This window comes from Mixta sp., assembly GCF_024610815.1.
Taxonomy (GTDB): domain Bacteria; phylum Pseudomonadota; class Gammaproteobacteria; order Enterobacterales; family Enterobacteriaceae; genus Mixta; species Mixta calida.
In genome coordinates this window covers 1-12,665 of record NZ_JANION010000135.1, presented here as the reverse complement: position 1 = coordinate 12,665, position 12,665 = coordinate 1, and the positions used below count along the sequence as shown (strand labels likewise).

Sequence of the window (12,665 nt, the reverse complement as noted above, 5' to 3'; positions counted from 1 at the left end):
CTATGAAATGAAAAATCCACGCAAGTGCGTGGATTTAATCAATTTTTGTGAAAGTCATGAGATTCAATGAAACCTCATGAACAACAAAATTTATTTAGACGTTAAACAGGAAGTTCATAATATCGCCATCTTTAACGATATACTCTTTCCCTTCAGAACGCATCTTGCCCGCTTCTTTCGCGCCCTGTTCGCCTTTGTAGGTGATGAAATCTTCAAATGCGATGGTCTGCGCGCGGATAAAGCCTTTTTCGAAGTCGGTATGGATTTTACCCGCCGCCTGCGGCGCGGTAGCGCCTACCGGGATGGTCCATGCGCGCACTTCCTTCACGCCTGCGGTGAAGTAGGTTTGCAGGTTCAGCAGCGCATAACCCGCGCGGATGACGCGGTTCAGGCCCGGCTCTTCCAGACCCAGCTCCGCCATAAACTCGGCGCGATCTTCATCGTCCAGCTCGGCGATATCTGACTCAACGGCGGCACAAACCGGCACCACGACGGAGCCTTCCTGTTCGGCAATCGCGCGCACCTGGTCCAGATACGGGTTGTTCTCGAAACCGTCTTCATTAACGTTGGCGATATACATCGTCGGCTTCAGCGTCAGGAAGCTGAGGTAGCGAATCGCCGCTTTCTCTTCAGCGTCCAGCGGCAGAGCGCGCAGCATGCCGGCATTTTCCAGGTGCGGCAGGCACTTCTCCAGCACCGCCTGTTCCAGTTTGGCGTCTTTATCGCCGCCTTTCGCTTTTTTCTGCACGCGCTGCAGCGCGCGTTCGCAGGTGTCCAGGTCGGAAAGCGCCAGCTCGGTATTGATGACGTCAATATCTTCCGCCGGGTTTACTTTTCCTGAGACGTGAATGATATTGTCGTTTTCAAAGCAACGCACTACGTGGCCAATCGCTTCGGTTTCACGGATGTTGGTCAGGAACTGGTTGCCCAGGCCTTCACCTTTGGAGGCGCCTTTTACCAGACCGGCAATATCGACAAATTCCATCGTGGTCGGGATGACACGCTGCGGTTTGACGATTTCCGCCAGCTGGTCGAGACGTGAATCAGGCATTGGCACCACGCCGGTATTTGGCTCAATGGTACAGAACGGGAAGTTAGCTGCTTCGATGCCCGCTTTGGTTAACGCATTGAACAGAGTGGATTTCCCCACGTTAGGCAGGCCCACGATACCGCATTTGAATCCCATGTTTGAATCACCTTAATTGCTGAGATAACCGGACAATAACCGTTGCCGGTAATGACATGAAAAATTTGCCGCTAGTATACACGTAATTATGGCCCGAATGCGGCTGATTTCATTTTCCGGGCGCGGGAAAAAGCGTTTTAAATCTGCAATTCCGCAGATTGTTGTTGATACTATTCATGAGGCGTAACGTGAGCAAAGAGGCGCAACCGGTTTTATGATGACGTTGCAACAGCCGCTGGAAATAATGTGCGATGTGCTGCATACGCCGGAAGGCCGTATTGTTGCGCTCGATCTGCATTACGATGAGCCGCATAACGGTTTATTCCAGCGTGTCGTGCGGCTGCAACTGGAATCGCTGACGACGACGCAGCGCGAAGAGCGGCTGATCCATCAGCTGTTGAGCCTGGAAAGCATGGCTGGCCTGCTGCGCGAACGGCAATGGCTCTGCACGATTACGCTCGATTTTACTCTGGCGCAGATGGTAACCGAATCCACCTTTATTCGCCAAATCCTGCATCAGCTGCCGTTTTTACGCCTGTCGCTGTCTGAGGCGTTTCCCAACCTGCATGACGGCATGGATAACCCGCTGATCCGCGCCCTGTGCGAGCAGCTGAATATTTTGTGGCTCAACGATCTCGGCGCTGGCTACGCGAATCTGCATGCGGTGCAGAGCCAGTTATTCGAGGCGGTCAGGCTCGATCGACGCTTTTACGCGGAAAACGTGCATAAATCGGTGTTTATTATGCTGCTGCGGCAGATTATGCAGATGACCAGCCGGCTGATAATCGAAGGCGTTGAGAATGAAACCCAGCGTGAAATGCTGGCGCAGCAGGGGGTATGGGCATTGCAGAACTATCGCTACGCGCCGGTGCCGCTGCGCCAAATCGGCGGCCTGCCGCATTAACGGCAGGCGCCGGCATCAGCCCGCCTTATAACTGTGCAGGCGGTTCATCGCCTTCAGTAAATCGTCTTTTAGCCAGACTTCGGTGCAGCGCGCCGCTTCATCCACCGCGTTGTCGATCAGCGTTTGCTCCGAGGCGGGCGGCTTGCCCAGCACAAAACCAACCACCTTATTGCGATCGCCGGGATGACCGATGCCGATGCGCAGGCGATGGAAATTTGGGTTATTGCCCAGCTTGCTGATAATGTCTTTCAGGCCGTTGTGTCCGCCGTGGCCGCCGCCCAGCTTAAACTTCGCCACGCCCGGCGGCAGATCCAGTTCGTCATGCGCCACCAGAATTTCTTCTGGCGCGATGCGGTAGAACGTCGCCATCGCCGCCACCGCTTTGCCGCTGAGGTTCATAAAGGTGGTGGGCACCAGCAGGCGCACATCTTTGCCGCCGATATTCAGCCGCGCGGTATAGCCAAAAAATTTACTCTCTTCTTTCAGGGACTGATTATGGCGCTCTGCAAGCAGATCCACATACCAGGCGCCGGCGTTATGGCGCGTTGCGGCGTATTCCGCGCCGGGGTTGGCAAGGCCAACAATCAGCTTAATCTCACTCACGGTGGTTATTTCCTGCTAAAAACCGAAGGGCGATAGTGTAGCGGCCTGCGTGGGAGAATACAAAGCGTCGAAATGGTTTAATTACGGTCGGAAATAATAAGATTTCTATATAAATACAGCGGGTTAGCCGTAAAGAAATGTCAAACGGCAGTTAAAATGTGTGATCGCACACGCAACGAACAGTCGGGTCATCTCCTAAGCTTATGGTGATTTAGCACTCTGTGCTGTACAGCCGCTAACAAGGAGGCGAAAGATGAAACGCAAAACTGCCATGGTCGCAGGCAACGTATTGATGGGGCTGGGTTTACTCACGATGATTTCGGGCATCGGCTATGCGGTGCTGAATCAGCTGCCGCAATTGCAGCTTTCCTCTTTGCTGACGCAAGCCTCTATCCTTGGCATCTTTATCGGCGCGCTGATGTGGTTGGTCGGCGCACGTATCAGCGGACGGGAGAAGGTCGCGGACCGCTATTACTGGCTGCGTCACTGCGATGAACGCTGCCGTCGTTCTTCACACCATCATTCCCACACGCGTTAATTTTTCCCGCTAAGGCGCCGCAGGCAGCGGCGCTGGCGCGATCGTCTCCGTGCGGTTGCGTCCGGCCGCTTTGGCCTGATAAAGCGCTTCGTCTGCCGCCATCATCAGGGATGAAAAGGTATGCGGAGCGTAGCCAGCGGCGATCCCGACGCTTACGGTATACTCGATATTATCCGGCCGCGAAATCATTGCCAGCAAACGGATCTCCTCGCACATCGTCTGCGCTTCCTGCACGCTGCCGCTAAACAGCGCGGCGAACTCTTCACCGCCAAGGCGTGAAAACGTGCACTCCGGCGGCAGGATCTTTTTTACGATACGGCAGAAATCGAGCAGTACCCGGTCGCCCTGGCTGTGGCCGAAACGATCGTTGATGCTTTTAAAATTATCCAGGTCGAATATCAGCGCTGCCAGCATCTTTCGTTGCTGACGGGCGTTCTTTTCGGCTATTTTCGCCTGGGCGAACAGCGCGCGGCGGTTCCATACGCCGGTTAGCGGGTCATGCAGCGAGGCCTGTTTATAGCGGATCTGCGTGCGTTCATTCACCATTGCCAGAATCGTCAGGGTCAGCCCGATGACGAACAGAATTGATTCCAGAATCACGTAGCCTGAAAAGGTGCTGCCGCCAATAGCGCCGTGGTCATGGCTGGGCGTTCCGCCGTCAAAGCACATGCGCGTCAGGTGAAATCCAAGGTGGATCCATAACAGCAGCTGCGCGGGCCAGAAGGTGATTTGCAGGCAGGCGCGCGAGCGGGTCAGCAGAATGATTAACGCCGCGGTATAGCTGATGCAGAGCAGACAGCTCACCATAATGCGCTTCGGCATAGAGTTGAAAAAAGAGGGAAAACAGCAGAGCAGCACCCAGAGCAGGGCGCCAAACAGCCAGCTGAAGCCTGGCCGTCGTCCGGCGAAAACGCGAAACGCGCACAGCAGCATGCCGTACGCCAGCATCACCAGCGTATTGCCGACCACAACAGGCAGAAACAGCTGCCCCTGGCTGCGCAGGCTGCTGAGCCAGACGGCGGCCATCGTTGCTATAATGCCGATGGCCGTATAGCCGAGCACCCGATCGTACTGCGCGCCGCTCCATGCGAAAAGCATAATAATGCTCAGGAAGCCCAGCACATAGAGTTCACAAATAAAAAGTGTGTAGACATCAAGTGCCATAACGCGCTTCTCCATAAAAAACCGCAGCAAAATAGCATGAGTGACCAAGAGTAAAAAGCGGTGGTTAACGCAGCGGTAAAAAAAAGAGAATATCGATAACATTACGCCCTTTGCTGGCGAACGATCGGGAAATTAGCCATGCTGTCGACAGGTTTATCTGCGGATGGGGCAGAAGCGAGGGCAAAAAAAACCGGGCCTGAGCCCGGTTTTCGACATTTCAGCGATTAATGTTCAAACATCGCAGAGATGGATTCTTCGTTGCTGATGCGGCGAATCGCTTCAGCCAGCATGCCGGAAAGCGTCAGCGTACGCACGTTAGGCAGCGCTTTGATCTCGTCGGCCAGCGGGATGGTGTCGCAGACCACCACTTCGTCGATCACCGAGTGACGCAGGTTTTCCGCCGCGTTGCCGGAGAAGATCGGGTGAGTGGCGTAGGCGAAGACGCGCTTGGCGCCGCGCTCTTTTAGCGCTTCCGCCGCCTTGCACAGCGTGCCGCCGGTATCGATCATGTCGTCAACCAGCACGCAGTCACGGCCAGCCACGTCACCGATAATATGCATCACCTGAGAAACGTTGGCGCGCGGACGACGTTTATCGATGATAGCCATATCGGTATCGTTCAGCAGCTTGGCGATAGCGCGGGCGCGCACGACGCCGCCGATATCCGGAGACACCACAATCGGGTTCTCAAGACCAATCTGCAACATATCCTCCAGCAGGATCGGGCTGCCGAAGACGTTATCAACCGGGACGTCGAAGAAGCCCTGGATCTGTTCTGCGTGCAGGTCCACTGTCAGCACGCGGTCAACGCCGACGCTGGAAAGGAAATCCGCCACTACTTTTGCGGTAATCGGCACGCGCGCGGAGCGCACGCGGCGGTCCTGACGAGCATAGCCAAAGTAGGGGATCACAGCGGTAATACGACCGGCGGAAGCGCGACGCAGCGCGTCTACCATAACAACCAGCTCCATCAGGTTATCGTTGGTAGGGGCACAGGTGGACTGGATGATGAAAATATCACCACCGCGTACATTTTCATTGATTTGTACGCTCACTTCACCATCGCTGAAACGACCGACGGCGGCGTCGCCCAGGCTGGTGTAAAGGCGGTTGGCAATACGTTGTGCTAGTTCCGGGGTGGCGTTACCAGCAAAAAGCTTCATATCAGGCACGAGAAGAACCTCAGGCTTTGCGTCCAGAGAATGCACACAGGCGAGCGGCAACGGGCGCGCTCTGTCCGTCGCGTGCGTGCATACGAGTGTATTAAAGCGCGATGTGCAGCGTCAGGAACGGGGTGACGCTGTCACATTCACGCCAGTTGCCCTGAAAGTATGCGGTGAAGAGGCGAAAGGTTTACGCCCTGCGCAACGAATCCCTGCATCCAGTTCGGGGCCAGCTCAAGCACCTGACGGGCAGCGGACTCGGTGTCGAATTCTGCAAACACACAAGCGCCGGTTCCTGTCAGGCGCGACGGCGCGTATTCTAGCAGCCAGGAAACAAGCGCATCAACCTCACGAAAACGTTTTCTTACGACTGACTCACAATCATTGCCGAAAGGCGCCTGTAACAGCGCATCAAATGAGCGTACCGGCGAATTTCGCGTCAGCTCCGGGTCGCCAAAGACCTGCGGCGTGGAAACGGCCACGCCGGGATGGGCCACCAGATACCATTTTTCCGGCGGCGAGGCGGGCCGCAGCGCCTCGCCGACCCCTTCGGCAAAGGCCGCGTGGCCGCGCACGAACACCGGCACGTCGGCGCCGAGTTTTAAGCCGAGCGCGCAGAGCGTCTCGCTATCCAGTCCGGTATTCCAGAGATGGTTCAGCGCCACCAGCACCGTCGCGGCATTCGACGAACCACCGCCGAGACCGCCGCCCATCGGCAGACGTTTGTCAACGGCGATATCCGCGCCAGCCTGCGGCGGCAGGGCGCCGCGTTCGGCCGCGGCCTGCATTAACAGCCGCGCGGCGCGTACGATCAGGTTATCCTCGTGCGCCACGCCGGGCACCGGCGTCAACAGACGAATCTCGCCGTGTGAACACGGCGTAATATGCAGGCTGTCGCCGTAATCGAGGAACTGAAACAGCGTCTGTAGATTATGATAGCCGTCGGGACGACGGCCGGTGATATATAAAAACAGATTCAGCTTCGCGGGCGCGGGCCAGGTGGTCATCATTGTACGGTCCAGCTGTCCATGCGCAGTTTGATGCGTTTGTCGCCCTGTTTCAGCTCAATGCTGGCGGGCAGCGCCGGTTTAACCTTGCTGTCATAGCCCTGGATATTGACGTCCCACGTCTGACCGTTGCGGCTGTAGCGCAGGCTGCGCAGCTGATACTGGTCGTTGAGAGTGAAATCGGTGGCGTCGCCCGGCAGGCCGAGCATCCACTGACGCAGGTTGGCCAGCGGAATATCCATGCCTGTCAGCTGTGAGATCATCTTTTCGGCGTCGTTGCTGACGTAGCGCTTACCTTTGTTATCGACCAGCTGCACCACCGAGCCCTGCGCGTCAAGTTGCAGCTCGGTGCTGCCGAGCGGGTTGGTCAGCAACAGGCGATAGCGGTCGGGCGCGGTCTGCTGCCAGTTAAAGCGCGCGTAAACTTTCTGCTGGTCGGAAAGCCAGGCGAACGCGCCGCGCGTTTGATAACGCGTGATCTGTTGTACGGCCTGCTGGTGTTGCTGCCACTGCGGGGAGGTGGGGCTCTGGCCGGGGCCTTGCGGTTTATTGACGGTACAGGCCGCCAGCAGCACGCTGGCCAGTGGGATCAGCCGCAAAGAACGGCGGGTTAGCGAATCAAACACCAGGTCATCTCCTCAGACACTTTTTTCTATCCAAACGGTTAACGCTAATCATTCGCCTTTTAACCGTCAACGTTGAATTGCCGAAATTCAGTCTTATCAGCTATATCTTATTACAGTCATAGTCTTTGTATGGCTTTTCTTGATCTCCCGCATCTTGTAGAATGCGCACCATAAATCCCCAACAACATTGGGATAACCCGATCTGATTCACCATGACGCTGCTGGCCCTCGGAATAAATCATAAAACGGCACCTGTTGCCCTACGCGAACGCGTTACCTTCTCGCCGGATACGCTGGACGAGGCTTTAAATAGCCTGCTGGCGCAGCCGATGGTGCAGGGGGGCGTCGTGCTGTCTACCTGTAACCGCACGGAACTTTATCTTAGCGTAGAAGAGCAGGAAAACCTGCAGGAGCGTCTGGTGCAGTGGCTGTGCGAATACCACAACCTGCGCGAAGACGAAGTGCGTAAAAGCCTGTACTGGCATCAGGGCAATGCCGCCGTGAGCCATCTGATGCGCGTCGCCAGCGGACTTGATTCGCTGGTGCTGGGCGAGCCGCAGATCCTGGGGCAGGTGAAAAAAGCCTTCGCGGATTCCCAGCGCGGCCATTCGCTCTCCAGCGAACTGGAGCGCATGTTTCAGAAAACTTTCTCTGTCGCCAAACGGGTGCGCACGGAAACGGAGATCGGCGCCAGCGCCGTCTCGGTCGCCTTCGCCGCCTGTACGCTGGCGCGCCAGATTTTCGAGTCGCTTTCAACCGTGAACGTGCTGCTGGTCGGCGCGGGCGAAACCATCGAACTGGCAGCGCGCCATCTGCGCGAGCATAACGTCAAAAAATTGATTATCGCCAACCGCACCCGCGAACGCGCGCAGCTGCTTGCCGATGAGGTGGGAGCGGAAGTGATCGGCCTGACGGAGATCGACACTCGCCTGGCGGAAGCGGACATTATTATCAGCTCCACCGCCAGTCCGCTGCCGATCATTGGCCGCGGCATGGTTGAGCGGGCGCTGAAGGCGCGCCGCAATCAGCCGATGCTGCTGGTGGATATCGCCGTGCCGCGCGACGTGGAGCCGGAGGTCGGCAAGCTCGCCAACGCTTATCTCTACAGCGTGGACGATCTGCAGGCGATCATCGAAAACAATATGGCGCAGCGTAAAGCGGCGGCGGTGCAGGCGGAAACCATCGTGGCTCAGGAGAGCAGCGAGTTTATGGCCTGGCTGCGCGCGCAGAGCGCCGTCGAAACCATCCGCGACTACCGCGATCAGGCCAGCCAGATACGCGCTGAGCTGGAGGCCAAAGCGCTGGCCGCATTGCAGCAGGGCGCGGATGCGGAGGCGGTGCTGCACGATCTGGCCCATAAGCTGACCAACCGGCTGATTCACGCCCCTACCAAATCCCTGCAGCAGGCCGCACGCGACGGCGACACCGAACGCCTGCAAATCCTGCGTGACAGCCTCGGGCTGGACTAGATAATTCCTATACCAATACAGGGTAAACCATACCAGATGAAGACTTCTATTGTTGCCAAACTGGAAGCCTTGCAGGAGCGCCACGAAGAAGTGGAAGCGATGCTCGGCGACGCCAGCGTCATCGCTGAACAGGAGCGTTTCCGCGCGCTGTCGCGTGAATATGCGCAGCTGACCGACGTTAGCCAGTGTTTCCGTCAGTGGCAGCAGGTGCAGGAAGATATCGCCACCGCCGAGCAGATGCTCAGCGACGCGGAAATGCGCGACATGGCGATGGACGAGCTGAAAACGGCGCGCGCGCAGAGCGAACAGCTGGAGCAACAGCTGCAGGTGCTGCTGCTGCCGAAAGATCCTGACGACGAACGCGACTGCTTTGTGGAAGTGCGCGCCGGCGCGGGCGGCGACGAAGCGGCGATTTTCGCCGGCGACCTGTTCCGCATGTACAGCCGTTACGCGGAAGCGCGCCGTTGGCGCGTTGAAATGATCAGCGCCAGTGAAGGGGAACATGGCGGCTACAAAGAGGTGATCGCCCGCGTGAGCGGCGACGGCGCCTACGGCCGACTGAAATTTGAATCGGGCGGCCATCGCGTACAGCGCGTGCCGGAAACCGAATCGCAGGGGCGCATTCATACCTCCGCCTGTACCATCGCGGTGATGCCGGAGCTGCCGGAGGCGGAAATGCCCGATATCAACCCCGGCGACCTGAAGATCGATACCTTCCGCTCCTCCGGCGCGGGCGGCCAGCACGTCAACACCACCGATTCCGCTATCCGCATCACCCATCTGCCGACCGGCATCGTGGTAGAGTGCCAGGATGAGCGCTCGCAGCATAAAAACAAAGCCAAAGCGCTCTCGGTGCTGGGCGCGCGTATTCATGCCGCCGAAATGGCGAAGCGCCACGCGGAAGAGGCTTCCACGCGCCGCAACCTGCTGGGCAGCGGCGATCGTTCCGACCGCATCCGCACCTACAACTTTCCGCAGGGCCGCGTGACCGACCACCGCATCAACCTGACGCTTTATCGTCTGGACGAAGTGATGGAAGGGAAGCTGGATATGCTGATTGAACCTATCGTGCAGGAGCATCAGGCCGATCAGCTGGCTGCGCTTGCCGGGCAGGATTAATGGATATTCGCAGCTGGTTGAAAGCCGCCTGCGCCACGCTGTGCGGCGGCGAAAGTCCGAAGCGCGACGCTGAAGTGCTGCTGTCGTTTGTCACCGGCAAACCGCGCAGCTGGCTGATCGCCTTTGACGACGCGCCGCTCAGCGAAGCGCAATTGGCGCAGCTCAATGTTTTACTGGCTCGTCGCGCCCGCGGCGAGCCAGTGGCGCATCTTACCGGCGAGCGCGAATTTTGGTCGCTGCCGCTGACCGTCTCGCCGGTTACGCTTATCCCCCGTCCCGATACCGAAATCCTCGTTGAACAGGCGTTGGCGCGCCTGCCTGACCACGCGGTCGATATTCTCGATCTCGGCACCGGCACCGGCGCCGTGGCGCTGGCGCTGGCCAGCGAACGTCCTGACTGTCGGCTGGTGGGCGTCGATCGGGTGCCGGAGGCGGTGACGCTGGCGCAGCACAACGCGCGTAAGCTCGGCATCGACAATGCGACTTTCTTAACCAGCGACTGGCTCAGCGCGCTGGCGGAGAGGCGCTTTACGATGATTGTCAGCAATCCGCCCTATATCGACGCCGCCGACGCGCATTTGCAGCAGGGCGACGTGCGCTTTGAGCCGCTCAGCGCGCTGGTGGCGCCGGAAGAGGGATTAGCGGATATCCGCCATATCGCAGAGGCTGCGCGCCGTTATTTACTGCCGGGCGGCTGGTTAATGCTGGAGCATGGCTGGCAACAGGGCGAAGCAGTGCGTAATATTCTCGCTGCCCATGATTATCAGGCAGTAGCAACCTGCCAGGACTATGCGGGTCACGATCGCGTGACTCTCGGCACATATTAACAGGGAGAGCATCATGGCTGCTTACTACGGCGTGATTAAACACCTTCACCTGCTTACCGTCGCGATTACGGTAACGCTGTTTATCCTGCGTTTTATCTGGCTGCAAAGCGGCTCGGCGATGATGACGCGGCGTTGGGTACGCATCGTGCCCCATATCAACGATACGCTGCTGTTTGTGACCGGCATCTGCCTGGTAATAATTACCCATTTTTATCCGTTCACGCCGCAGGGTAACTGGCTGACGGAGAAGCTGTTTGGCGTTATTATCTATGTCGCCCTGGGCGTTGTGGCTTTCGGCCGTCGCCCGCGTGAGGCTAAAGTACGCTGGATTGCCTTTATCGTGGCGCTGGCGGTGCTGGGCATCATTATTAAGCTGGCCGTCACCAAACTGCCGCTTTTGGGGATTGTATGACATCAGTAGCAAATATCGATTTTAGCGAAGCGCCGCTCTGTGAAGTGGTGATCGCCACGTCGCGCGCCATCCGTAACGACTTTCCGGCGGATGCGGTCAATGCGCAGCTGCAGGCGCTGGTCGAAGAGGCGCGCGACTACGTCTCGTCGGTGGACGGGCCGGATCTCCGGCTGGAAAAGCTGCTGGAGCTGTTTTATAAAAAGTGGAAATTCGGCGGCGCCAGCGGCGTCTACAAACTGTCGGACGTGCTCTGGCTGGATAACGTATTGAACACCCGCCAGGGCACGGCGGTTTCGCTTGGCGTAGTACTGCTGCATATCGCGCACCAGCTCGATCTGCCGCTGATGCCGGTGATTTTCCCGACGCAGCTTATTCTGCGCGCCGACTGGATGGATGGCGAAATGTGGCTGATCAATCCGTTCAACGGCGAAACGCTCAGCGAACATACGCTGGAAGTCTGGCTGAAAGGCAATATCAGCCCCACCGCAGAGCTGTATGAAGAGGATCTGGACGAGGCGGAGCCTTCCACCGTTATCCGCAAAATGCTGGATACGCTGAAAACGGCGCTGATGGAAGAGAAGCATATGGAGCTGGCGCTGAACGTTTGCAATCTGCTGCTGGAAATCGATCCCGACGACCCATATGAAATCCGCGATCGGGGGCTGATTTACGCCCAGCTGGACTGTGAGCATGTCGCCCTGACCGACCTGATCTATTTTGTCGAGCAGTGCCCGGAAGATCCGGTCAGTGAAATGATTAAGGTTCAGATTCACTCAATTGAACAGAAACAGGTGACGCTGCATTGAGCAGCGTCTCCCTTCAATAAAAAGGCGAAGGCATGAAAGAAAAAGTTGTCAGCATCGGTGATATTCAGGTCGCAAACGATCTGCCGTTTGTACTCTTTGGTGGAATGAACGTACTGGAATCGCGCGATCTGGCTATGCGCATCTGCGAGCACTACGTTAACGTGACCAATAAACTGGGTATCCCGTACGTATTCAAAGCCTCTTTCGATAAAGCGAACCGTTCCTCTATTCACTCCTACCGCGGCCCAGGCCTGGAAGAGGGCATGAAGATTTTCCTGGAGCTGAAGCAGACTTTCGGCGTGAAAATCATTACTGACGTTCACGCGCCGGAGCAGGCGCAGCCGGTGGCGGACGTCGTGGACGTCATCCAGCTGCCCGCCTTCCTGGCGCGTCAGACCGACCTGGTAGAAGCGATGGCGAAAACCGGCGCGGTGATTAATGTGAAGAAACCACAGTTCGTCAGCCCTGGGCAGATGGGCAATATCGTTGAGAAATTCGCCGAAGGCGGCAACGATAAGGTGATTCTGTGCGATCGCGGCGCGAACTTCGGCTACGACAACCTGGTTGTGGATATGCTGGGCTTTAACGTGATGAAGAAAGTCTCCAACAACAGCCCGGTGATTTTTGACGTGACGCATGCGCTGCAAACGCGCGATCCGTTCGGCGCCGCGTCCGGCGGCCGTCGCGCCCAGGTGGCGGAACTGGCGCGCGCGGGGATGGCGGTGGGCATCGCCGGTCTGTTTATCGAAGCGCACCCGGATCCGGCCAATGCGAAATGCGACGGCCCGTCCGCGCTGCCGCTCGACAAACTGGAGCCTTTCCTGGTGCAGATGAAAGCGAT

The 12,665-nt window shown here is 57.6% G+C and carries 14 protein-coding genes; 8 read left to right on the top strand and 6 right to left on the bottom strand.

Annotation, left to right across the window (positions count from 1 at the left end; all coding sequences use genetic code 11):
- Positions 1–94 precede the first annotated feature (94 nt).
- Entirely contained in the window at positions 95–1,186 is a 1,092-nt protein-coding gene (gene ychF / locus MYY08_RS09980; protein ID WP_038626479.1) for a redox-regulated ATPase YchF, read from the bottom strand.
- Between the two features lie 214 nt (positions 1,187–1,400).
- On the opposite strand from ychF, the gene MYY08_RS09975 reads away from it, so the two are divergent.
- Positions 1,401–2,090 (top strand): EAL domain-containing protein, encoded by a 690-nt coding sequence (locus tag MYY08_RS09975; protein WP_081981799.1) that lies wholly within the window; start codon positions 1,401–1,403, stop codon positions 2,088–2,090.
- 15 nt (positions 2,091–2,105) lie between these two features.
- Here MYY08_RS09975 and pth read toward each other — a convergent pair whose 3' ends face one another.
- A complete protein-coding gene (gene pth / locus MYY08_RS09970) occupies positions 2,106–2,693 on the bottom strand; it encodes an aminoacyl-tRNA hydrolase (RefSeq protein ID WP_038626477.1) in 588 nt (195 codons plus the stop codon).
- 253 nt (positions 2,694–2,946) lie between these two features.
- Between pth and ychH the strand changes: the two genes are divergently transcribed.
- Positions 2,947–3,231 carry a stress-induced protein YchH gene (ychH, locus tag MYY08_RS09965; protein ID WP_038626475.1) on the top strand — a complete coding sequence of 95 codons (285 nt, stop codon included), beginning with the start codon at positions 2,947–2,949 and terminating at the stop codon, positions 3,229–3,231.
- Positions 3,232–3,240: 9 nt separating this feature from the next.
- On the opposite strand, the gene MYY08_RS09960 is transcribed toward ychH, so the two are convergent.
- The 4 genes from MYY08_RS09960 to lolB form a co-directional block, all read right to left on the bottom strand.
- Positions 3,241–4,395, bottom strand: coding sequence for a GGDEF domain-containing protein (locus MYY08_RS09960; RefSeq protein WP_038630013.1), 1,155 nt, complete (start codon positions 4,393–4,395; stop codon positions 3,241–3,243).
- A 224-nt stretch (positions 4,396–4,619) separates the two neighbouring features.
- On the bottom strand, positions 4,620–5,567 hold the full coding sequence (gene prs / locus MYY08_RS09955) for a ribose-phosphate diphosphokinase (RefSeq protein ID WP_038626473.1): 948 nt from the start codon (positions 5,565–5,567) through the stop codon (positions 4,620–4,622).
- A gap of 137 nt (positions 5,568–5,704) precedes the next feature.
- Complete coding sequence (gene ispE, locus MYY08_RS09950) at positions 5,705–6,568, bottom strand: 4-(cytidine 5'-diphospho)-2-C-methyl-D-erythritol kinase (protein WP_038626471.1); 864 nt, start codon at positions 6,566–6,568, stop codon at positions 5,705–5,707.
- On the bottom strand, positions 6,565–7,191 hold the full coding sequence (lolB, locus tag MYY08_RS09945) for a lipoprotein insertase outer membrane protein LolB (RefSeq protein ID WP_084970550.1): 627 nt from the start codon (positions 7,189–7,191) through the stop codon (positions 6,565–6,567). Before lolB ends, ispE begins: the two co-directional genes overlap by 4 nt.
- Positions 7,192–7,403: 212 nt before the next feature.
- On the opposite strand from lolB, the gene hemA reads away from it, so the two are divergent.
- The 6 genes from hemA to kdsA all read left to right on the top strand — a co-directional run.
- Positions 7,404–8,660 (top strand): glutamyl-tRNA reductase, encoded by a 1,257-nt coding sequence (gene hemA, locus MYY08_RS09940; protein WP_038626467.1) that lies wholly within the window; start codon positions 7,404–7,406, stop codon positions 8,658–8,660.
- Positions 8,661–8,696: 36 nt separating this feature from the next.
- On the top strand, positions 8,697–9,779 hold the full coding sequence (gene prfA / locus MYY08_RS09935; RefSeq protein WP_038626466.1) for a peptide chain release factor 1: 1,083 nt from the start codon (positions 8,697–8,699) through the stop codon (positions 9,777–9,779).
- Complete coding sequence (gene prmC / locus MYY08_RS09930) at positions 9,779–10,606, top strand: peptide chain release factor N(5)-glutamine methyltransferase (protein WP_038626464.1); 828 nt, start codon at positions 9,779–9,781, stop codon at positions 10,604–10,606. The genes prfA and prmC overlap by 1 nt, the downstream gene beginning before the upstream one ends.
- Before the next feature lie 13 nt (positions 10,607–10,619).
- Entirely contained in the window at positions 10,620–11,018 is a 399-nt protein-coding gene (locus tag MYY08_RS09925; RefSeq protein ID WP_038626462.1) for a SirB2 family protein, read from the top strand.
- A complete protein-coding gene (gene sirB1 / locus MYY08_RS09920) occupies positions 11,015–11,824 on the top strand; it encodes an invasion regulator SirB1 (RefSeq protein ID WP_159378842.1) in 810 nt (269 codons plus the stop codon). Before MYY08_RS09925 ends, sirB1 begins: the two co-directional genes overlap by 4 nt.
- Before the next feature lie 32 nt (positions 11,825–11,856).
- A partial coding sequence (kdsA, locus tag MYY08_RS09915) for a 3-deoxy-8-phosphooctulonate synthase (protein WP_288013977.1) occupies positions 11,857–12,665 on the top strand: 809 nt, incomplete at its 3' end.